The organism is Hanstruepera ponticola (assembly GCF_002940745.1).
Classification (GTDB): domain Bacteria; phylum Bacteroidota; class Bacteroidia; order Flavobacteriales; family Flavobacteriaceae; genus Hanstruepera; species Hanstruepera ponticola.
The window spans coordinates 1753667-1776733 of the sequence record NZ_POTB01000001.1; the positions used below are offsets into that span (position 1 = coordinate 1753667).

Sequence of the window (23067 nt, forward strand, 5' to 3'; positions counted from 1 at the left end):
ACTATATTAATAATGCTTCCAGCTTGAAAGATTCAGTTCTATTTTTTTTTCTAATAACTCGACTTCAGCTTTATAATGAGTTTGGTATAGTCTTTTTAAGGTCGCATCATCCAATCTACTATTTTCAGTTTCCTTTAAATTTAAATTGGTAACTGTTTTTTTAATAGTTTTTCTCACTCGACTTGAAAAAACAAGTTTAGAAAAAAAAGTTTTAAACCTATTATCCTTAAAAAGGATGTCTCTAACGATTTCACTTTTAGGTTCTGAAGCTGGGTTGCTTTTTAAATCAAAATTATAATTAAAGTGCTTTATCTTTAAAAAACTTTCAATTTTAGTGAGAGTTTGCTGCTTATTTTGAATAAAATCATCTTCAAATCGAACAAACAAAAAGTCTTTTAAATCAAAGTATTTAAGGTAATTTTCTATTTGGCAACTATAAAACCCTCTAGAAATGTAACTGAAATTAACATTTGAAAAATGATCCGCTTTTATGCGTTCATTTTCGTTTGAAACAGCTTCCATGAAAGTTAAATTCTCATAACCTCGTCTTTTACTCATTAAGTAATGTGAATAAGCCCTTTTCACTGGGTCTCTCAAAATAAAAATAAATTTTATATTATATTTTTTTGAAAACGTGTTAAAAATCCTTTTTTCTGTGTCATTGAAATAGCTATAACTCGGGTCAATCTCTCCAACTATTTTAGCATGCTTTAATTGTTTTGAATTAAAGTATTTTTTTAAATAATCTTGTTCGTTTGAATTATAAAGCGATGTGAGTGAAAAAAAATGTGTTTCTTTATCCTTTGGAAGGGCTATTTCTTTATTTTGAGATAATATATCGTGTAGAGTTGTTGTGCCAGCTTTTTGGGTGCCAATACAAAAAAAAATTGTCTTTTTTTTTTCCATAAACTACAACAAATTATCTTGCTTCAATTTTTAATCGTTGTTTGAATACTGGTTTAGAATCAAAATATGGATCATATTTACCCTTTATTTTTTTTGTAGTAATCTCTCCGGTATTCTTGTTGTAAGTAACATAAGAATTAGACACAAAAAAAGCTCCAAACTCTGCAGGATTAATAGTGATGTTAAGGTCTTCATATGTCATTTTTAAAGACACAAATTTAATGTACTTTGTTTCGGGATTATCTCCAAAATCAAATCTTAAGCTTTTAGGAAAATAAGTTTCAGGCATTTTAAATCTAATAGTTTGAAGTTTATCACTCCCTTTTATTTTCTTTTTTATTTTTGTTTTCCAGGTATATTTATGGTTATCATAATCTTGGTAAAACATTTCAAAAACTTCATCATTGCTAACAATAACTTCTAAATCTACAATGAATTGTGATTTCAAGGCGTTGTCAATTTCTTTTTTTTCGCTGTGATTTTTATTTAGTAATTCACTCTTATCTTGTTTGCATCCAACAAAAAATAGGAAAAGAAAAACCAATATAACTATTCTCATTATAAAATTATTTGTTAAACAATCATCCCGGCAGCAACCGTTTCATTGGTTGCGTCATCAACAAGTATAATACTTCCTGTTGTTCTGTTTTCTCTGTAAGAATCAACCATTAGCGGTTTTGTAGTACGAATTTTAACTTTAGAAATATCATTCATACCTAAGTCTTTATCATGCATATTACGCTCAAGTGTATTAATATCATACTTATAAACAACTTCTTTTATCATGGCCTTTTGCTCGTTGGAAGTATGCTTGATAGTGTATTTAGCTCTTGGCTTGGCGGCATCATTGTGCAACCAACAAAGCATGACTTCCAAGTCTTGTGACGCTTCTGGTTTATTATTTGATCTGACAATCATATCACCTCGACTAATATCTATATCGTCCTCTAATGTTATTGCAACTGACATTGGGGCAAAGGCTTCATCATGTTCGCCTTCCAGAGTATCAATAGACTTAATTTTTGAAGTAAAACCAGAAGGCATAACCGTCACCTCATCACCTTTTCTTAATACACCACTAGCAACTCGTCCTGCATACCCTCTATAGTCAATAAAACCATCTCGTTGTGGTCTTAAAACAGTTTGAACAGGAAAACGTGCATCTACTTTGTTAATATCACTACTAATGTGCATGGTTTCAAGTGTGTGTAATAATGGTGCTCCTTGATACCAATCCATGTTTTTTGAGCGATTAACCACATTATCTCCTAATAAGGCACTAATGGGTATAAAACGAACATCTTTCACCAACATTTTAGAAGAAAATTCTTCAAATTGCTCAATGACTTTGTTGTACGCTTCTTCAGAATAATCAACCAAATCCATTTTATTTATACATACTATAACGTGTGGGATTTGAAGCAATGAAGCAATAAAAGAATGCCTCCTTGTTTGTTCAATAACGCCATGTCTAGCATCTACCAAAATAATAGCTGCATTGGCTGTTGAGGCTCCAGTAACCATATTTCTAGTATATTGAATATGACCTGGAGTGTCGGCAATTATAAACTTCCTTTTTGGGGTTGTAAAATAACGATAAGCCACATCAATGGTGATACCTTGCTCCCTTTCGTCTCTTAATCCGTCAGTAAATAGAGCTAAATCAACTCCGTTGTGTCCTTTCTTTTTACTCGTGTTTTCAATAGCTTGTAATTGGTCTTCAAAAATAGATTTTGAATCGTAAAGTAAACGTCCAATTAATGTACTCTTCCCATCGTCAACACTTCCTGCTGTTGTAAACCGTAATAATTGATTGTTATCTAACATGCTACTTTTTATATGAGATACTGAATTATCTTTCAATGCTTCAATGTAGAATTCAGTATGACAATTGATTTATAAATTTGATTAAAAATATCCTTGACGCTTACGGTCTTCCATAGCGGACTCTGAACGTTTGTCATCACTTCTGTTTCCACGCTCAGTTTGGCGCATACCAGAGACTTCATCGGCGATTTTTTCTAAAGTATCAGCGTCTGACTCTATTCCACCTGTAATGGTAATATCACCTAAAGTTCTAAAACGAATTTTTTTAGTTACAATTTCCTCATGGTCTTCTAAAACCAGAAACTCTGAATTTGGAATCCATGAGTCTTGACGCCAAACCACTTCGCGTTCATGAGCAAAATACAAAGATGGAATAGCTATATTTTCACGTTTTATATAATTCCAAACATCCATTTCAGTCCAATTACTTATTGGAAACGCTCTAAAATGTTCACCTTCAAAGTGTTTTCCGTTAAAGATATTCCATAATTCTGGACGCTGGTTTTTTGGATCCCACTGCCCAAAATCGTCTCTATGTGAAAAAAAGCGTTCTTTCGCTCTTGCTTTTTCTTCATCTCGTCTTCCGCCTCCTATGGCGCAATCTATTTTATTGGCCTCAATGGCATCTAAAAGTGTTGTGATCTGTAAAGCATTTCTAGTAGCATTTTTACCACGTTCTTCAGCTACCCGTCCTTCATCTATTGATTCTTGCACAGAGCCAACTATTAACTGAACACCCAATTCTTTAATGATGTCATCTCTAAATTGAATGGTTTCAGGGAAATTATGTCCTGTATCCACATGCATAAGTGGAAAAGGAATCTTTGCTGGATAAAATGCTTTTTTAGCTAAATGTGTCACAAGAATAGAATCCTTGCCTCCTGAAAACAAGATGACAGGGTTTTCAAATTGAGCCCATACTTCGCGCAAAACAAAAATAGCCTCGCTTTCTAACTCGTCTAGATAATTTAAATAATACTTACTCATTTTTGAGTTGTAATTTTGGTCTTATATAATCTAATATCTGTTTCACTGCTATTTCAACAGATACTTCTTCAGTATTTATCTCAATATCTGGATTTTCAGGTGCCTCATAAGGAGCTGATATTCCTGTCATGTTTTTTATTTCACCAGCACGAGCTTTTTTATAAAGTCCTTTTACATCGCGTCGTTCACATTCTTCTAAACTGGTGTTCACATAAATCTCGACAAAGTTAACATCTTTAACGACACTTTTAATGTTCTCACGGTCTTTTTTATATGGTGAAACAAAGGCTGCAAGGGTTACAATTCCTGCATCAACAAGTAAGTTGGCTACTTCTGCAATTCTTCTTATGTTTTCAGTCCTATCTTCAGGAGAAAATGTTAAATCGCTATTTATACCTTTCCTAATATTGTCACCATCTAATGAATACGTATTTATGCCTAAACGAAATAACTCTTGTTCTACGACATTTGCTATTGTGGATTTTCCTGATCCTGAAAGACCCGTAAACCACAAAAGAAAAGAATTGTGCTTTTTTAATTTTTGTCTATCTTCCTTTGAAATTTGATAATCGTGAGGAACAATATTTTTGTTCATTAATTTTAGTTTTTCTTAAAGAAATTTCGAATTTTTCCAAGCGGTAATTTCAACCACATACGTTCGTGTAAATAATACAGTGCAAATTTCGTAAATAATTCGGTAATAGCTATATATAACGCAATTTCATCATAGGCGTTTAATATTGCTCCAGAAATAAAGAATGTCATAGTTGTAGCCACTATACGCCAAGATATTGTTTTGTAAAGTGTTTTTCTTGATGTTACAACACCATCACGTTGTACAAATTGCCAAAATCGTTCATGAAAGTAATAAATAATAAATTTGATTAGAAATTCAGCGGCACCAATTTTTATGGCATGATCTATACTACAATTACCAGTAAGACAGGTTACCAAAAGAACCACCAGAATAGTATCTGACGTTGCAACTATTCGCCAAGAAATACCTTTTAAAAGGCTTCTAGCATGAGATTCTTGTTTGTATTTCGTCATACTATATTATTTGGATACAAGAAACCAAGGGTTTAACAAATTTTCTTTGTTATATAATAATGGTTGATTGGTTTCATGAGAAATTACTTGAACACCAACCGCATTACAAATGGCCTGACCTGCAGCTGTGTCCCACTCCATAGTTGGCGCATACCTTGGGTACACATCTGCATGACCTTCAGCAACCAAACAAAACTTTAAGGAGCTTCCTTTTGATACAATTTCTACAGATTTTCCTGATTGTTTTAAATTCTCTACAAAATCCAAAGTCTCCTGACTCATATGTGAACGGCTTCCAACAACATGAACCTCGTTTGAATCTGTACGTTTAGGTTTTAGAATTTCAGAATTTTTGACAACCTCATCAATCAATGCATCATGCGATTCTAGCTGTACCTTGTGTGCTAAATTGTTTGATACATCAGCAAAATAAAGAACTTTTATAGCCGGAACATAAATTACTCCTAAAATTGGTAGGCCATTTTTAACGTAAGCAATGTTTACTGTAAATTCACCATTTCTTTTTATAAATTCTTTGGTGCCATCAACTGGATCTACAACCCAGCAATCTGTCCACTTACTTCTCACAGTATAATCCGTTTGTTTGTTTTCTTCACTGATAATCGGTATGTCTGTGTCAAATAAATAAGAATTAATAATATCATTAGCTTTTTTATCAGCTTCAGTTAAAGGTGATTTGTCATCCTTTAATTCCACATTAAAAGCAGTATCATACACCTCCATAATGACCTTTCCTGCTTTTAAAGAGGCTTCTATCGCAATTGCTAAATTTTTATTCATATAGTTTGGTAATAGCTTTTTTTAAACTTGTTTTCCAGTTTGGTATTTCTAATTTATAGGCTTCTTCAATTTTGTCACAATTTAAAACACTGTATTGAGGCCGTTTGGCTGCCGTTCTATATTCTTCTGAATCTATTGGTTTAACTTGAGTATTACCTCCTGTTAGTTGAAAAATTTCTTTGGCAAACCCATACCAGGTAGTTTGACCTTTATTACTATAATTATAAAGACCATAATTTTCCGAATCATCTTCAATTATTTTAAGAATTACTTCAGCTAAATCACCTGCATAAGTAGGTGAACCATTTTGATCATTGACTACTTTTAATTCTTTATTGTTTTTAGACAAACGTAACATGGTTCTTAAAAAGTTCTTACCATATTCAGAATAAAGCCAGCTTGTCCTTATGATATAATATTCTTTAAGTGCTTTCTCAATTTCAAGTTCTCCTTGTAGTTTTGAAAGCCCATAAATATTAATAGGGTTAGTAATACTGCTTTCTAAATAAGGTGTTTTACCGGCACCATCAAAAACAAAATCTGTTGAAATATGGATAAGTTTCGTATTATTTTCTTTACAAATATTTGCTAAATTTTTGGAGCCTTCTTTGTTAATTAGAAATGCTTTTTCTGGTTCAGATTCAGCTAAATCGACTTTGGTATATGCAGCACAATTAATGCACCAATCAAAATTTTTTTTAGCAAAAACCCTTTTCACTTTTTCAGGATCGGAAATATCTAATTCTTTATGTCCAGCAAAAATAAAACTAATTTCAGGGTAAACAGCGGTCAATTTTTTGATGCAAAGTGCTAACTGACCATTACCTCCTGTAACCAAAATCGTCTTCATAGAGATTGATATAGTGTTGTTAAGAAAAAGAATTAAATAAACACTGCTTTTTCCATTGTTGGCAAAGCTATATCTTTTTCCGATACTATAAGTTCATTATAGGGTAGTTTCCAGTCAATATTGAGGCTAGAATCGCTAAATAATATGCCTCTTTCTGCAGGTTTGTTATAAAAATTATCGCACTTATAAGAAAAAATTGCTGTGTTACTCAAGACAACAAAACCATGAGCAAAGCCTTTGGGAACAAAAAATTGCTTTTTGTTTTCTTCAGTCAATAATATAGAAAAATGCTCACCAAATGTAGTTGAGTTTTTTCTAATATCTACTACGACATCTAAAACCGAACCTTTAATTACACGCACTAATTTTGCTTGGGCAAATTCTCCCTCTTGATAGTGAAGTCCTCTTAACACACCTTTAGTTGAAAATGATTCATTATCTTGTATAAAGTCAATTTTCAGGCCTGTATGTAGCATAAATTTTTTTTGGTTAAATGATTCAAAAAAATAGCCTCTATTATCTTTAAAAATGTCTGGTTCAATAACAAAAGAACCTTTTAATTTTGTTTCAGTTACTTTCATTTTCTTGCGTTCAATAATCCTAAAAGATTCTTTCCATAGCCACTTTTAAGTAACGGAATTGCTAAATCATTAAATTGTTGTGAAGTTATATAATTCATTTCAAAAGCAGCAGCCTCTATAGATCCTATTTTTAACCCCTGTCTCTCTTCAATTACTTCAATAAATTGGGAGGCTTGCATTAAAGATTGAAATGTTCCTGTATCAAGCCAAGCTGTTCCGCGATCTAATATGCTAACACTTAATTTCTCTTTGCTCAAATAGGCTTTATTAACATCGGTTATTTCAAGCTCTCCTCTATGGCTTGGTTTAATGTTTTTGGCAATATTAATTACCGAATTATCGTAAAAGTAGATGCCAGGAACCGCGTAATTAGATTTTGGACTCTCTGGTTTTTCTTCGATGGATATCGCTTTACCCTCCTTATCAAACTCAACAACTCCGTAACGTTCTGGGTCGTGAACTCGATAAGCATAAATAACACCTCCATCTGGATCATTGTTACTTTGCAAAAGCTTGGCTAAACCTGTTCCATAAAATATGTTGTCCCCTAAAATAAGAGCTACTTTGTCATTTCCAATAAAATCTTCTCCAATAATGAAGGCTTCTGCTAATCCATTTGGGTGTTCTTGAATTGCATATTCAAAATTACAACCATATTTTTTTCCGTCACCTAATAGATCCTTAAATAACGGTAAATCTTTAGGTGTTGAAATAATTAAAATATCTTGAATACCTGCATACATTAGTGTAGAAAGCGGGTAATAAATCATAGGCTTATCATAAATAGGCATAAGTTGCTTACTAATAGATAATGTTAATGGGTGAAGTCTAGTTCCTGATCCGCCAGCTAGTATAATTCCTTTCATTAATGATATTGCTTTTTGTAATAATTTTGATAGGCACCAGAAGTAACATTCTCTAGCCAGCCTTTGTTGTTTAAATACCAATCAATTGTCTTTGACAACCCTTGCTCGAAAGTAACGGAGGGTTTCCAGCCAAGTTCTTTGTTTATTTTTGATGCGTCAATAGCATATCTTAAGTCATGACCTGGTCTATCTTTAACAAACATAATTAAGCTTTCGGATGTTCCTCTTGGTTTGTTTAGTTTTTCGTCCATCTGCTTACAAAGTAGCTGAACTAAATCAATGTTTTTCCATTCGTTGAATCCACCAATATTATAGGTTTGTTTATTCTTCCCTTTATGGAAAACTAAATAAATAGCTTCTGCATGGTCTTTTACGTAAAGCCAATCTCTAGTGTAATTACCATCACCATAAACTGGTAGTGGTTTATTGTTTAGAATATTATTTATAAATAACGGAATAAGTTTTTCTGGAAACTGATTTTCACCATAATTATTTGAGCAATTAGAAATAACATACGGTATATTATATGTTTCTCCATAAGCTCTTACAAAGTGGTCAGAACTCGCTTTTGAAGCTGAATAAGGGGAATTGGGGTCATAAGAAGTCATTTCAGTGAACAAACCTGTTTCGCCTAATGATCCATAAACCTCATCTGTACTTATATGATAAAATAGTTTGTTAGTAAAATTCTGACTCCATAAATTTTTGAAAGCATTTAGCAAAACCATTGTGCCAATAACATTGGTTTTTACAAATGCTAATGGGTCCGAAATGGATCTATCCACATGTGATTCCGCTGCTAAATGAATAACACTCTCAAATTTATACAATTCAAAAAGATTATTAATCTCTTTAGTGTTCGTAATGTCTGCTTTTAAAAATGTATAATTTGGGAGATTTTCAACATCTTTTAAATTCTCTAAATTCCCTGCGTAAGTTAAAGCGTCTAAATTGAATATCTGATAATTAGGATACTTTGTTAAGAATAAACGTAATACATGAGAGCCTATAAACCCTGCTCCTCCTGTGATTAAAATTGGTTTTCTATGCTTCATAATTCTTTATAAACGGAACGGCTTTCCTAGTTAAATACACCAAACAAAGTAAAATAAACGCTAAAACAGGTAAAACTATCGTAAATCTTTTATACCATTCAACCTCACTCGTTCCAACCTCTTGAAAACTGGCTATCACATCAAAAAAAACGTCCTCTTCAACCTTTTTCTCATCAAGTGATTTTAATTCATTTCTTAATTGTATTTCTTTATTCAATAACTCAAACTCTTTTGTTTGGGTTTTATCTTTATTTAATGACAAACCTTCCCCTCCAAGATTAATTTCAGTTGAAGTAGATTTAGATTCTTCTTCTAGTACACGAATATACACCTCCTGTAACGCACCTACTTCCTCAAGTTGAAGCTCTAAAGTCTCTTTTTGAATGGCAATCAAAGAGTCTCTTTTTTTCATTTTCTTTTCAGAATATTTGTTTGTAAATGAGTTTCCTATTCCATTCTCAAGTTTGGAAAAAATATTTTTCTGTAAAGAAAACACTTCTATTTCAAATAAGTTCCCTGAATAAATACTTCTGTTTTCAACAAAATCTTCATAGGTAATGCTACTTGCTCTAGTGCTATCAAGTCCCTTTAAAAAATCATTGAATTCAATAATTCTCTCATTTTCGGTTTCTGGTCCCATATTTATCTCGAAACCCGTTATTTTCTGAACTTCAGTCTCACTTAATTCAAATATATTAGATAAGGATTGATAATTTTCATCTGCTATTAATGCATTATAATAGTTTATTGTACTTACTAGCTGATATTTTGAGTCAAAATAGGGTTTTACCAATATTCTAGAGCTATAAATTTTAGGTTTAATCATATCCAGTGTATAGCCTAAAATACCTGCTACTACCAGGGAAATAATTATGATTTTGAAATATATAACAAATGGTTTTAGTGCGTAAATTATTATAGAAAATAAACTTTTTACAATTGATCCAATAAAATTGAAAATTCTATTAAACCCTTTACCAATTATTTTAAAAAGTTGAATTAAATCCACCTCATCATTAGTGTTTGGCTGTTGTGGTTGACTGCTCATATCTACTGTTAGTTATTAAATATTTGTTGTAATATTTTTCTTGTTATTAAATAGGTTGGTTTTACACCTGAAGTTCCCAATCCACCCGAAGCCAAAGTGCTACCTGTCTCTAAAGGGTTGTCACTGGCGTAGTAAGCATAGCGCACTTTAACGTCTGGATTAATAGTTTTTCTTATTTTTGAAGCAGCTTGTATAGCTTTTTGATAATGCGCTCCTTCCATTTCCAAACCAATAACATTCCATGTAGAATTAAAGAAGAATTTTAAAATGTCTTTATTCTGTAAAGATGTTCCTAGTACAGTTATCATGGCGCCTTCAAAAACATTTACGTTGTCACCTTCTAAATCTGACTTGCTTAACTCGTTTGTAAAAGGGTAATTATCAGCAGTTCCTTCAAAAATATGTGCAGAAGGAATCATAATATCTCCTTTTCCACCTTCCAAAATTCCAGCTTTACCCATTATCGAAATTGATGACACATTAAGGTGCACATTTTTCTTATCACTTTTTATTGGTTTAAGGAGTTCATCAATAGTTTCGTAAGCTTGTTCGCCAAAAGCGTAGTCCATAACCAAAATTACAGGTTTGTCAGAATTATCATTTAATTTATTAACACCTAAATCCAAAGTTGAAACATCTATTTTGTTTGTGTCAAAAATTTGAACATCAATATTCGTTCCTGATGTATCAGGAATGTAAATCATTCCATTCTGCAACGCCTCTTTACTCACTTTATTGCGTAGTGATTCATTTTCTTTTTTGCTTAAGTCCTCATAAACCCCAAAAACACCTTTTTTGTTCTGTAATGTTTTTAATGCACTATTTGAAAACAACGTATTCATAACACTATGCATGTTGGCACTTATAATATGAATAGGTTTGTTTATTAACTCATTTTTTAGAAGGATATTCTTGATATTGTCTGCCCAAATTTCCCCATGTATGTGGTGTCCTAATCTTTCTCTTAAAACCGGACTAAAAGTTACTGTACGCTTGTTGTTATTTACAACTTCTTCTATGGCTAATTTCCCTAACCAATAGACTATATGCAAAAGTCTTTCTGGTTGATCCTTGGTACTAAATTGGTTGTAAACTTGACTCAATTCGTTAAATGTTCTGCCAAGTATGTTAGCAGTATGAGTTATGGCTATTTCACGTTCATTTTGAGAAAGTTTGTTTTTAGACAAAACGGCTTTTTCAAGTTTAATCCAATCTCTTGTTGTATTTCCGTTTTCATCTATTATAACTCGCTTACTTATTTTATGTGATTCAATAAACATAAACGTTAGATGTGTAAGAATATCATAAATTTCTGAACGCCCTCTAGTTATCTCAATGTTCATTTGCTCGTCATCAATGCGGTAACAGTTTCGGCGTCTTTTAGGCGGAATAATAGCTTTAAAATGTGAATTCCCGTAACCTTCATCACTAGTAAGGTTTATAAATGTGCATTCTTCAATACCTTGAGGTAGTCTATCAATAACATACAAAAGCCCTTCTAATTCTGCTTTATCATCAGCAATAGAACCATAAATTTCAGGCCGTAACAATAATAATGCCTCACGTAGAGTTTCTCCAGAAACACCCATTGGTTTGTAAAACCCTCTGTTAAATAAGTGCCGCATGGTAATGTACATTCTTTCAATAGCATTTGAGCTTTCTTGAGCTCTCGTTCTAGCATGATGTTTTTTATTACTCATAGAAAAAATTTAGTGCCCAAATATACTATTATTTAGTCAATCCTAATTGTTCCAATCTATCGACTATTTTTCTGTCATTTGACAAGCGCGGTAGTTTGTTTTGACCGCCTAATTTTCCAATAGATTTCATATAGTCCTGAAAACCATTTTTTTGGACTTTAGTTATTTTTAATGGCCTTAAAACTTGCCCTGAAATTAAATCATTATAATAGCTATTCTGTTCTTGAAGTGATTGGTCTATTTTTAATTCTAAAGCATTAATATCTATTGAATGATCTTCAAATTCTATAAACCATTCATGATATGGTAATCCAGCGTCAGGATTTATCTGTGGTGCTACGGTAAATTCTGTTATTTGGATTTCCAACCCCTCAACACCTTCTTTTAGTGCTTGTTCAACTTCTTTTCCAATAACATGCTCTCCAAATGCAGATATAAAATGTTTGATTCTACCTGATACAATAATCCGAAATGGTTTTATGGATGTAAACTCCACCGTGTCTCCAAGATTATATGCCCACAAACCTGCGTTTGTTGAAACAATCATTACGTAATTTACACCAACTTCAACATTTTTTAAGGTTATACGTTCAGGGTTTTCATCAAAAAAATTGTCAGCTTTTATAAATTCATAGAAAATTCCTGAATCTAATTGTAACAGCATACCTTTTTCGTTTTGCTTATCCTGAAATGCAAAAAAACCCTCACTAGCTGGATATAATTCTATGCTGTCAACCTTTCTTCCAATTAAATTTTCAAATTTTGAACGATAGGGCTCGTAATTAACACCTCCAAAAATAAATAGGCTGAAATTCTTAAAAACATCACCCACCTTTTTTCCTGTTCGTTCTTGTATTTTTTCAAAATACATCTGAACCCATGAAGGAATTCCTGAAATTACCGTCATGTTTTCAGGTAAAGTTTCGGTTACGATAGCGTTTACTTTTTTCTCCCAATCCTCAATACAATTAGTCTCCCAAGATGGCATTCTGTTTTTTTGGAGGTATTTTGGTACATAATGAGCAACTATTCCAGACAATCGACCGAGTTGAATATCATTTTTCTTATTCAAAACTGGACTCCCTTGTAAAAAAATCATCTTACCATTGACAAACGTACTATTACCTGTTTCGGCTATATACATCAATATAGCATTTCTAGCAGCCTTAATGTGATAAGGCATACTTTCTGAAGTTAAAGGAATATATTTTGAACCAGAGGTTGTTCCAGCTGTTTTGGCAAAATATAATGGTTTACCCTTCCATAATATGTTTTCACGACCCTCTACAACTAGATCTATGTAATTTCTCAACATTTCATAATCTCTAACCGGAACGTGTTTAACAAAATCATCATGACTCTGAATGTTGTCAAAACTATGATCTTTACCGAACTTGGTCTGTTTGGCTTCGCTTATGAGTTTAGAGAAAACTCTTTCTTGAGTCTCTATTGGGTTGTTTGCCCATCTATTTATTTTTCTTGCAACAATTTTGGCAAATGGTTTTGCTAATGCAGATTTAATTGAAAACATTAATTAAAGTCTATAAAATTTGTTGGATTAATTGGGTAACCATCACTCCACAATTCAAAATGTAAGTGTGGTCCTGTTGTTAATTCGCCTGTATTTCCAGTTGTCGCAATCACTTCACCTGCCAATACTAAATCACCTTGAGATTTTGTTATAAATGCATTGTGTTTATAAACCGAAATTAACCCTTGTGAATGCTCTAAAATAATAACATATCCTGCTTCAGTAGTCCATTCGGCAAATATAACTGTGCCATCAGCTGTTGCTTTTACAGGTGTATCTTTTTCAGTTACAATGTCAACAGCGTAATGTCTTTCTTTAGCATTATACTCTTGAGATATAGTACCTTTCACGGGCGGGAACAGTATAAAACTGGAATTGAGTTTGGCTGATTCAAACAAATTGTATTTATCTTCTTTTTTTACTTTATCGCGAAGTATAGAGTCCTCCTTAATAGGTGTTAGATTGATGTTCTTTGCTTCGGTTTTTGTCGCTTCTATTATAGAATCCCTATTAAAATCTACAGTACTAACCTCACCATATAATACCTTTTTAATACTTGAGAAATATTGTTCGTTAATGGCTATCACCTGCTGTAAAGAGTCCGTTTTATAATTTAATTCTGTAGCTCTCTTTTTTAATTCGGTTGAAGAATAACCTGGTATATATTCTCTTAAAGGCGTAAAGGCTATTAGAATAGTTGTAGCTACAATGAGAAAAATAGATAACAGTGATATTAAAACAAATACGTTTAGCCTTGTAAGCTTGAAAGATATTCTTTCTTCAAAAGTATCTTCATTTAAAATTACTAAACGGTACTTGTTTAGTAATTTTTTAGCGATTCTTCTCTGCTTTTTCTTTTTATTGCTCATACGTATCGCTAAATTAAATAAAATAATATCATACCTAGACAACTAAATACTAAAGTTAGAGATTAAACGAGTATATTAAAGTATAATTATTAACTTTGTAGCTTAAATAACAAAGCGATGATTTCATTAAGTATATTTTTAGCACCAGGACCATGGCAAATTATATTGATTGTAGTGGTTGTATTGCTTTTATTTGGCGGAAAAAAAATACCTGAATTAATGCGTGGTTTAGGAAGTGGTATCAAGGAATTTAAAGACGCTAGTAAAGAAGAAGATAAAGATAAAAAAGAGTAAATTCTTTTTTAATAAAGCAAAAACCCAACTAAATTAGTTGGGTTTTTTTGTATTTAATTTTGTTGAATCGTTATTCAAACTTGATAGATTTTATAATTGATTCCAATTCGAACATATAATCACGTTTTTCAACAGATGGCGCAAAAGCAAAACCTTCTACTACAAGTTGTCTGTTATTTGCTTCATCATTGATAACATAATTTACAAAAGGACCAGACATAAAAGCATTTTTCACATCCCAAAGACCTTTAGTTTCATATGCGGTTTTATCATCTATTGTGGTTTTTGTTAAGAAAGGAGAATAAGCCATTTCTGTTACCATAAAGGAACCGTCTGTTGGTCCTGGAATATGAATTTCACCTATTGAATCACGCATTTTGATAATTTGATTTACCAAACTATCATTCTCTTTAATAGTGCCATAAGGCAGTTCATAAAGCATGATATTAGTTGTTCCTGTTGTAATATCTTTTCGTATCCAATAGAAATTATCCGTTTCTTTTGCAATCCTATATGCTGATGGGAACTCAATACTTATTCCTAAATTCTCTTTAATATTATTATTCTTATGCAGAGATAATTTGGTACGACGTTGTCGCTCTTTAATTTCTTCATTTTTTAATGACATAATCATACGATCTGCATTTTCTTGTATTTGATCAATAATTTCTTGATTGGAATTCCCAGAGACAATAACTAATTTTTGTGGTTTGGCAAAAGCGTCTTTAGCAATTTTGACTTGAGCCTCATTTCCTTTTTCAATTTTTAATACTATTCTATTTTTTGTAGCAAACCCAGAAAAAACTGAAGGTGGAATTTGACTTAACTTAAATAGTGGTTCATCCTGATTAAGACCATGTACTGGTGCAGCAAAAACATCTCTTACGGCCTCTCCTACTGATCCTTCCCAAAGGTCATTATCAATGACTACTGACAAATTGTTTATGTTTCCAGATGATTTTGAAAGTATCTTTTGGTTTGAGTTTTTACCATCTTGACATGAAAAAATTACTGTGATAGCTACAAAAGCAGTTAGAATTTTACGCATATTTAAATTGTTTTGATGAAACTAACTTTTTGAAATCTTAAGTTTCATTCCTGGTTTTAATTTGTTACCACTAATATCGTTCCAATCTCGAATATTTTGTACAGAAACTCCTGGAAATTTTTGAGAAATGCTCCAAAGCGAATCACCACTTTTAACGGTATAAGTGCTTGATGACCCACTTGAGCTTGATTTTGAAGTGCTTGAACTTGCTACTTGACTTGTTGCCACTGGTTTTCTAGGATAAATAGTTAATCGCTGGCCTATTCTTAAATTATTACTTCGTAATCCATTCCATTGTTTTATTTGACTCACCCTTACACCATATTTTCGAGCAATTTTACCTAAATAATCACCAGAGCGAACACGATAGCGCACTTTACTATCACTATCAAAAAATTGTGGAAGTGGTTTTTCTCTAGCATCAAATTCAGCTTGAGCAGCTGCATATATGGCTTGTTCATTATTTACAAAAACTCCAATTGCCGAACGAGGTAAACGTAAAACGTAATTTTCTCCTTTTATATATGGAATGATGTCTAGTTTATAAGAAGGGTTTAAAAACTGTAACTCTTCCATTTTAACACCTGTAGCTTCTGAAACTTGATCAAGTGTAATCATTTGTTTAACAACAATAGTATCTGTTTCAATATGATGAAACGCTGGTTTTTCGGAAATTAAGCCGTGTTCTTTCGCGTATTCCATAATATACATAGTTGCTAGAAATGCTGGGACATATCCTGCTGTTTCACGTGGAAGATTATGACGAATATTCCAGTAATTCTGATAACCACCTGAACGCCTAATGGCTTTAGATACATTTCCTGGTCCGGAATTATAGGCGGCCAATGCCAAATCCCAATCGCCAAAAATAGTATATAGTGATGATAAATATTTGGCTGCTGCTTCAGTTGACTTTATGGGATCTGAGCGTTCATCTACATAGCTGCTTACATTTAACCCATAATATTTACCAGTTGCAAACATAAACTGCCATAGTCCAGTCGCACCAACTCTAGATTTTGCCCTAGGTTTTAAAGCAGATTCAACTATAGCAAGATACTTTACCTCCAATGGCACATCATAGTTGTCTAGTTCTCGCTCAAACATTGGAAAGTAAAAATGACTCAAGCCAATTAGTCTTTCAAAATATTGTCTTCTATTTTTTAAGAACGATTTTATAACACTTTCTAAAGATGGATTGTATTCAACATTAAACGGTGTTTTGGCATTCAACAATGCCAAGCGTGCTTTTAGAGTGTCTGTAGGTAATTCCGGATAATAAACCTCCTTGTAATCTAATTCTGAAATGGTGTTGTAAATCGTATCAAATAAATCGTTACTATATAATTCGTCTAGCCACTTTTGATCTAATTCTGCTGCAAAATCATTGTCTCCCAAAGACTTTATACCTGTCGAATCTGGTGTAATTTGAATTTGTTTTTTATAGAATTCCTTACCGTCAATAATAGTATCTAATTCATATTGCTCACTTGCAACCAATTTTTCTTGTGGAATTCTTGAAGTATTTGGAATAGTATCTTGTGCTGACAAACTATATGTCAGGAAGAAAACTAAAAAGTAGCATATTGTAGGTTGTTGCATTGTTGCTTATTTATATCATCTTAACGCTTATATTCTATTTTTCTTATGAACTATCTTGGTCATGCAACGATAGCATTGAGGCTCAACGAAATATACTAAATTATTCTAAAATAGCAGCTATTCCCGGTAAAGTCTTCCCTTCTAAACTTTCTAGCATGGCACCTCCACCTGTACTTACATAACTTACTTTATCTTCAAAATCAAACTGTTTGACTGCCGCAACCGAATCACCTCCACCTACAAGTGAAAAAGCACCATCTTCAGTAGCTTCAGCTATAGCATAACCTAGAGCAATAGTTCCTTTGGCAAAATTTGCCATTTCAAAAACGCCTAAAGGTCCATTCCATAAAATAGTTTTAGAACTTTTTATCACATCGGCAAATAAAGCTTCAGTTTTAGGGCCAACGTCAAGTCCCATCCAGCCATCAGGAATTTTATTAACCTCACAGGTATTGGTATGAGCATCATTACTGAAAGCATCAGCTATAATAGCATCAACGGGTAAATGAATTTCAACGTTTTTCTCTTTTGCTTTTCTTAAAATGGTATTTGCTAATTCTAACTTGTCATCTTCAACCAAAGAATTTCCTATTGCACCTCCTTGAGCTTTAACAAAAGTAAAAGTCATGCCACCACCTATTATTAAATGGTCTATTTTATCTAGAATATTATCTATAATTGTAATTTTTGATGACACCTTTGCACCTCCCAACACAGCACAAACAGGTTTTTCACCAGTTTCCATTACTTTTTTAATGCTTTCAATTTCTTGTTGTAATAGGTAACCAAAACATTTTTTATCTGAAAAAAATTGAGCCACAATTGTTGTTGAGGCATGTGCTCTGTGCGCTGTACCAAAAGCGTCATTAACATAAATGTCTCCTAATTCCGAGAGTTGTTTAGCAAAGGCTTCATCACCTTTTGTTTCTTCTTCATGAAAACGTAAGTTTTCTAACAATAATATTTCTCCTGGTTGAAGGTTTTTAGCAGCTTCTTGAGCTTCAGGACCAACACAATCTTCAGTAAACTTAATTTCAACACCCAAAATATCTTCGGCCTTATCAACAATATGTTTTAAGGAATACTTATCTTCTTTTCCTTTTGGTCTACCTAAATGAGACATTAAAATACAACTGCCTCCGTCTTCCAGTATTTTTATAATAGTTGGTTTGGCAGATTTAATTCGGGTAGCATCGGTTACCTGATAATCTTCATTTAAAGGCACATTAAAATCTACACGAATAAGTGCTTTTTTGTTTTCAAAATTAAAGTTATTTAGGGTTTTCATGATGTAATTAATTAGATTGACAAATATAATTTTTTCAATTCAGAAAAACAGTAGCAAATCTGTTATCTTTACTGCATGTTATTTAGTGAGATTTTAGGCCAAGAACATATAAAAGCGCACCTAACACAAAGTGTTGATAATGGTCGCATAGCACATGCGCAACTGTTTGTGGGACCTGAAGGTTGTGGTACGCTTCCAATGGCTATTGCTTATGCGCAGTATTTACTTTGCAATAACACGAGAAATGAAAATACTAGCGGAAATGAATCCTGTAATTTAAAGTTTAAAAATTTATCGCATCCCGATTTACATTTTGCTTTTCCGGTTGCCACCAATGGTATTATAAAAAGCCATCCTGTTTCAAATAATTTTATAGCAGAATGGCGTGAATTAATTGATGAGCAGCCTTATGGTAATTTATTTGATTGGTATAAAAAAATTGGTATTGAAAAAAAGCAAGGTCAAATTGGTGTTGATGAAGCTCAAGATATAGTAAAGGCTTTATCATTAAAATCTTATGAAGGTGGCTACAAGGTGATGATTATCTGGATGGCTGAAAAGCTGAACACTCAAGCAGCTAATAAGTTGTTGAAATTGATTGAAGAACCACCTAACAAAACTATTTTTATTCTTATTGCAGAAGATGAAGAGCAAATAATTAATACCATAAGATCGCGTTGTCAGGTTTTACATTTTCCTCCTCTTTCTGAAGAAATAATCAAACAAGGCCTTATTAAAAAATACGCCATTCCCGAAGATGTTGCTGGTAAAATTGCACATGAAGCCAACGGAAACTTCAACAAGGCTTGTGATTTAGTCTATCATGATTCTGAAGACACACAGTTTGAAGACTGGTTTATATACTGGATTCGTAGTGCTTTTCAGGCTAAAGGCAATAAAAGTGCTATTCATAACCTTATATCTTGGAGTGAAGATATTGCCAAAACTGGTAGAGAAACTCAAAAACAGTTCCTTCAGTTTTGTCTAACCTTTTTTAGACAAGCACTTTTAATCAACTATAATACCAATGAATTGGTCTACATGGAGCCAAAATCTGAAGGATTTAAACTAGAGAATTTTGCTCCTTTTGTACACGGCAACAACATTCTAGAAATTTCAGAAGAACTTCAGAATGCCATTTATCATATAGAGCGTAATGGAAACTCAAAGATTATTCTAACTGATTTGTCAATAAAACTTACACGTTTACTACACAAAAAAGCCAGCTAATAAGCTGGCTAAAATTTTATATAAATAACAGGAAAATTAGTCTTTTTTATAACTCTCGTTAAGAGCTTTCAAAATAGTTTCTGAAATATTATTTTCCTCTTTACCATACATAACACCTGATGCAGCCTCACTAGTGCCTAAAATGTAGGTGTAATTATTCTCTTTCCCATGTTTTTTTACAAAGGTTTTAACTTTTGAGATTAGCGAATCTATTTCCGTCTGGCTATCCTTTGAAATTTGTTGCTCCTCCATTTGAAACTGCTGCTGCAACATTTGTTGTTTTTGCATCAATGCATTGTATTCTGATTGGGCATCACTCTCTGTCATAGATTGAGATTTTAATTGAAATGCTTGGTAATCTAACTGTAAAGCTTTGCCTATACTATCCCTTTTTTTATTGTAAGCCTCAATTTTAGATTTGTACTTAGATTCAATATCTTTCTTTTCTTGGTATTCGTTAATCACATAACTATTATCTATATATGCGATTTTTTCTTGCTTACAAGAAACAACTATTACTAGGGTTAATATTCCAAAAATTATTTTTTTCATGATTCTATATTTTTAAGATGCGCAAATGTAAAAAAGTAATTACGATTTAAAATTTTTATTGCCAAAATTGTTAGTATAAACAAAATTGATGTTAAAGTTGTTTTAGAATAAATGAATTTTATTATTTTAGAACCAATTAAAGCCGCTCTGAAGTCATTTAAAAATTAGTCAATAGGATTTTATGGTAAGTAATTCAAAAATTGATTCTAAAGCTTTAAAATCAATAAATAGGTTATTTTAGTATATAAATATGCGATGAGTATTCATTTGTTGACTTTCCTTTGATGTTTGATTGTAATCCTATCCAAAATGCTTTAAACGGATTCATAAATCCTGTTTTATATTTTTCTGATAATAGGCTCACATAAAATGAATCAAATATCATGGGTTTGGTTTCTACTAATTTTAGATTTTCTTTTTTAAGTAATCTAGAAATAGCTGTTTTAGAAAAATGCCATAAATGTCTTGGTACATCATAAGCCGCCCAAAACGATTTGTAATATTGAGCATCATAACTTTTAAAATTTGGAACGGCTATAATCAATGTTCCATTTGGTTTCAAAAGTTTTTTAAAAGTAGATAGGTGTTTTTCAATGTTTGGTAAATGTTCCAACACATGCCATAATGTAATAACATCAAATTGATTTTCTTTCAATTCAAACAATTGTTTAGAATCTAACACACTTTTATCAGTTTTTGAGTTAGCAATATTTCTTGCTTTTTCATTTGGTTCAATCCCTGTAACCTGCCAGCCATTTTTTTTTGCAGCCTGTAAAAAATCACCTGTACCACAACCTATATCCAAAAGTACTTTTCCTGATTTTGAATAGTTATTAATAAGTTTCACTTTGCGCTTTAAAGTAAATTCACGGACAATATGGTAAATAAACTCCAAGACATTCCGCTTGGAATCGGTATGTGAAATGTAATCTTCTGTTTTGTAATATTTGCTTAAATGTTCCTCCAGTGGTTGTGGATGTGTTTCAAGCATATCCAATTCCTCGTTATAAAGTAGCTGAAATTTTTCTCCAGAAACTGAATGGTCTTTAACTTCTAGATATATGTTTTTTAATTTCATTTGTAGAATTGTTCCACGTGAAACATTAGCGTCCCATATACACTAGAAGCACTGAAACATCGCTAGGTGACACACCACTTATACGTGATGCTTGTGATATGGTTACCGGTTGAATTTTATTTAATTTTTCACGCGCTTCCATACTCATAGATTTAAGTTTAGAGTAATCAAAATCTTTTGGGATCTTAATATTCTCAAGCCTAGAAAGTTTGTCCGCATTGTTTTTTTCTTTCTCAATATAACCTGAATACTTAACTTGGATTTCTGCTTGCTCAATCACCTCATCGTCTAAATTATTGTCTACAATATAATTATTAACCGATTCAACTTTTCGCATATCATCTATGGTAATATTAGGCCTAGCGAAAATTTTAAACATTTTATCTGACTGCTTCATCAAGGAGGAATCATTACCCTCTAAAATGGGATTAATCTCTTCCGGTTTCACACTAGTATCTCTAAAAAACTGGACAAAATTATCAGAAGCTTTTTGTTTTTCTTCCATACGTTTTAAGCGTTTTACTGAAGCTAAACCAATCTTATAACCTTTTGGTGTTAGTCTAAAATCAGCGTTATCTTGACGTAACAGGGTTCTGTATTCTGCACGTGACGTAAACATACGATACGGTTCTTCTGTACCTTTAGTAATTAAATCATCTATTAGTACACCAATATATGCTTCGCTTCGCGACAAAGTAAACGGTTCCTTTTCTTGAACTTTTAGACTGGCATTTATGCCAGCCATTAAGCCTTGGGAGGCAGCTTCTTCATAACCAGTTGTGCCATTAATTTGACCTGCAAAATACAAACCATTAATTAGTTTAGTTTCTAAAGTATGCTGTAATTGCGTAGGTGGAAAATAATCATATTCTATCGCGTATCCTGGTCTAAAGAATTTTACATTTTCAAAACCAGCGACAGAACGCAGCGCTTTAAACTGAACATCTTCTGGCAAAGAAGTTGAAAAGCCATTCACATAAACCTCTACAGTATTCCAGCCTTCAGGTTCTACAAATAATTGATGTCTGTCTTTATCTGCAAATCGATTTATTTTGTCTTCAATTGACGGACAATAACGCGGTCCTAAACTTTTAATTCTACCATTAAACATCGGTGAACGTTCAAATCCTTCACGCAATAAATCATGCACTTCGGGACTTGTATAAGTCATGTGACATGAACGTTGTTCAATAAGCGGTTTAGTAATATCTAAAAAAGAAAACTTTTGTGGCACGTCATCACCTGGTTGTTCAACCATTTTAGAATAATCTAATGATCGGCCGTCAACTCTTGGCGGTGTTCCTGTTTTCATTCTGCCCGAATCAAATCCCAAATCAACCAATTGTTCTGTTATTCCAGTTGCTGCTCTTTCTCCGGCTCTACCTCCACCAAAATTTTTATCACCAATGTGAATTAAACCATTTAAAAAAGTTCCGTTGGTAAGTACAACTGTTTTTGCTTTAACTGTAATTCCAAGTGATGTCTTTACACCTGCAACTTTATGATTTTCGATTATTAGGCCCGAAACCATTTCCTGATAGAAGTCTAAATTAGGGGTGTTTTCTAATAGCATTCTCCAATCTTCAGCAAAACGCATGCGGTCACTTTGTACACGAGGACTCCACATAGCAGGTCCTTTAGACTTATTAAGCATTTTAAATTGAATAGCTGATGTGTCACTTACAATACCACTATAACCACCTAGCGCATCTATCTCTCTAACTATTTGCCCTTTTGCAATTCCTCCCATAGCTGGGTTGCAAGACATTTGAGCGATGTTTTGCAAATTCATAGTAATCAACAATGTTTTACTGCCCATGTTTGCAGCAGCAGCAGCAGCTTCACTACCAGCATGTCCAGCTCCAACCACTATAACATCATAAACCTCATTAAACATAACATTT

The 23067-nt window shown here is 32.7% G+C and carries 23 protein-coding genes; 2 read left to right on the top strand and 21 right to left on the bottom strand.

Annotated elements, in window-relative coordinates:
* Positions 1–6: 6 nt before the first annotated feature.
* From C1S72_RS07990 to C1S72_RS08060, 15 genes are all read right to left on the bottom strand, one after another.
* Positions 7–906, bottom strand: coding sequence for a sulfotransferase domain-containing protein (locus C1S72_RS07990; RefSeq protein ID WP_104735091.1), 900 nt, complete (start codon positions 904–906; stop codon positions 7–9).
* A gap of 13 nt (positions 907–919) precedes the next feature.
* Entirely contained in the window at positions 920–1465 is a 546-nt protein-coding gene (locus C1S72_RS07995) for a hypothetical protein (RefSeq protein WP_104735092.1), read from the bottom strand.
* A gap of 14 nt (positions 1466–1479) precedes the next feature.
* Entirely contained in the window at positions 1480–2733 is a 1254-nt protein-coding gene (gene cysN / locus C1S72_RS08000) for a sulfate adenylyltransferase subunit CysN (RefSeq protein WP_104735093.1), read from the bottom strand.
* 81 nt (positions 2734–2814) lie between these two features.
* Positions 2815–3720 (bottom strand): sulfate adenylyltransferase subunit CysD, encoded by a 906-nt coding sequence (gene cysD / locus C1S72_RS08005; protein WP_104735094.1) that lies wholly within the window; start codon positions 3718–3720, stop codon positions 2815–2817.
* The gene (gene cysC / locus C1S72_RS08010; protein WP_104735095.1) at positions 3713–4315 is read right to left on the bottom strand and encodes an adenylyl-sulfate kinase; all 603 of its coding nucleotides are present in this window, start codon (positions 4313–4315) and stop codon (positions 3713–3715) included. The genes cysD and cysC overlap by 8 nt, the downstream gene beginning before the upstream one ends.
* Positions 4316–4320: 5 nt before the next feature.
* A complete protein-coding gene (locus tag C1S72_RS08015) occupies positions 4321–4770 on the bottom strand; it encodes a DUF2061 domain-containing protein (RefSeq protein ID WP_104735096.1) in 450 nt (149 codons plus the stop codon).
* A 6-nt stretch (positions 4771–4776) separates the two neighbouring features.
* Positions 4777–5571, bottom strand: a complete 795-nt coding sequence (cysQ, locus tag C1S72_RS08020) for a 3'(2'),5'-bisphosphate nucleotidase CysQ (protein WP_104735097.1) — start codon at positions 5569–5571, stop codon at positions 4777–4779.
* The gene (rfbD, locus tag C1S72_RS08025) at positions 5564–6421 is read right to left on the bottom strand and encodes a dTDP-4-dehydrorhamnose reductase (protein WP_104735098.1); all 858 of its coding nucleotides are present in this window, start codon (positions 6419–6421) and stop codon (positions 5564–5566) included. The genes cysQ and rfbD overlap by 8 nt, the downstream gene beginning before the upstream one ends.
* A 32-nt stretch (positions 6422–6453) precedes the next feature.
* On the bottom strand, positions 6454–7002 hold the full coding sequence (gene rfbC / locus C1S72_RS08030) for a dTDP-4-dehydrorhamnose 3,5-epimerase (protein WP_104735099.1): 549 nt from the start codon (positions 7000–7002) through the stop codon (positions 6454–6456).
* Positions 6999–7868 carry a glucose-1-phosphate thymidylyltransferase RfbA gene (rfbA, locus tag C1S72_RS08035; protein ID WP_104735100.1) on the bottom strand — a complete coding sequence of 290 codons (870 nt, stop codon included), beginning with the start codon at positions 7866–7868 and terminating at the stop codon, positions 6999–7001. Before rfbA ends, rfbC begins: the two co-directional genes overlap by 4 nt.
* Complete coding sequence (rfbB, locus tag C1S72_RS08040) at positions 7868–8923, bottom strand: dTDP-glucose 4,6-dehydratase (protein WP_104735101.1); 1056 nt, start codon at positions 8921–8923, stop codon at positions 7868–7870. Before rfbB ends, rfbA begins: the two co-directional genes overlap by 1 nt.
* The gene (locus C1S72_RS08045; protein ID WP_104735102.1) at positions 8913–9971 is read right to left on the bottom strand and encodes a hypothetical protein; all 1059 of its coding nucleotides are present in this window, start codon (positions 9969–9971) and stop codon (positions 8913–8915) included. Before C1S72_RS08045 ends, rfbB begins: the two co-directional genes overlap by 11 nt.
* Positions 9972–9979: 8 nt before the next feature.
* On the bottom strand, positions 9980–11671 hold the full coding sequence (locus C1S72_RS08050) for a DUF6909 family protein (protein ID WP_104735103.1): 1692 nt from the start codon (positions 11669–11671) through the stop codon (positions 9980–9982).
* Between the two features lie 28 nt (positions 11672–11699).
* The gene (locus tag C1S72_RS08055; RefSeq protein ID WP_104735104.1) at positions 11700–13202 is read right to left on the bottom strand and encodes a GH3 family domain-containing protein; all 1503 of its coding nucleotides are present in this window, start codon (positions 13200–13202) and stop codon (positions 11700–11702) included.
* A complete protein-coding gene (locus C1S72_RS08060) occupies positions 13202–14071 on the bottom strand; it encodes a M23 family metallopeptidase (RefSeq protein ID WP_104735105.1) in 870 nt (289 codons plus the stop codon). Before C1S72_RS08060 ends, C1S72_RS08055 begins: the two co-directional genes overlap by 1 nt.
* A gap of 117 nt (positions 14072–14188) precedes the next feature.
* Here C1S72_RS08060 and tatA point away from each other — a divergent pair, with 117 nt between their 5' ends.
* Entirely contained in the window at positions 14189–14365 is a 177-nt protein-coding gene (gene tatA / locus C1S72_RS08065; protein WP_104735106.1) for a twin-arginine translocase TatA/TatE family subunit, read from the top strand.
* Positions 14366–14435: 70 nt separating this feature from the next.
* Here the strand turns inward: tatA and C1S72_RS08070 are convergent, their stop codons facing one another.
* From C1S72_RS08070 to C1S72_RS08080, 3 genes are all read right to left on the bottom strand, one after another.
* Positions 14436–15413: a DUF4837 family protein gene (locus C1S72_RS08070; protein ID WP_104735107.1), complete on the bottom strand. Its 978-nt coding sequence runs from the start codon at positions 15411–15413 to the stop codon at positions 14436–14438.
* Positions 15414–15434: 21 nt separating this feature from the next.
* Positions 15435–17015 (bottom strand): LysM peptidoglycan-binding domain-containing protein, encoded by a 1581-nt coding sequence (locus tag C1S72_RS08075; protein ID WP_104735108.1) that lies wholly within the window; start codon positions 17013–17015, stop codon positions 15435–15437.
* Positions 17016–17115: 100 nt separating this feature from the next.
* Positions 17116–18303: a phosphoglycerate kinase gene (locus C1S72_RS08080; RefSeq protein ID WP_104735109.1), complete on the bottom strand. Its 1188-nt coding sequence runs from the start codon at positions 18301–18303 to the stop codon at positions 17116–17118.
* A gap of 75 nt (positions 18304–18378) precedes the next feature.
* On the opposite strand from C1S72_RS08080, the gene C1S72_RS08085 reads away from it, so the two are divergent.
* Entirely contained in the window at positions 18379–19533 is a 1155-nt protein-coding gene (locus C1S72_RS08085; protein ID WP_104735110.1) for a DNA polymerase III subunit, read from the top strand.
* 36 nt (positions 19534–19569) lie between these two features.
* Here C1S72_RS08085 and C1S72_RS08090 read toward each other — a convergent pair whose 3' ends face one another.
* The 3 genes from C1S72_RS08090 to mnmG all read right to left on the bottom strand — a co-directional run bounded on the left by C1S72_RS08090 (position 19570) and on the right by mnmG (position 23060).
* Positions 19570–20085, bottom strand: a complete 516-nt coding sequence (locus C1S72_RS08090; RefSeq protein WP_104735111.1) for an OmpH family outer membrane protein — start codon at positions 20083–20085, stop codon at positions 19570–19572.
* A gap of 232 nt (positions 20086–20317) precedes the next feature.
* Complete coding sequence (locus C1S72_RS08095; protein ID WP_104735112.1) at positions 20318–21163, bottom strand: class I SAM-dependent methyltransferase; 846 nt, start codon at positions 21161–21163, stop codon at positions 20318–20320.
* Between the two features lie 25 nt (positions 21164–21188).
* The gene (gene mnmG / locus C1S72_RS08100; RefSeq protein WP_104735113.1) at positions 21189–23060 is read right to left on the bottom strand and encodes a tRNA uridine-5-carboxymethylaminomethyl(34) synthesis enzyme MnmG; all 1872 of its coding nucleotides are present in this window, start codon (positions 23058–23060) and stop codon (positions 21189–21191) included.
* Positions 23061–23067 lie beyond the last annotated feature (7 nt).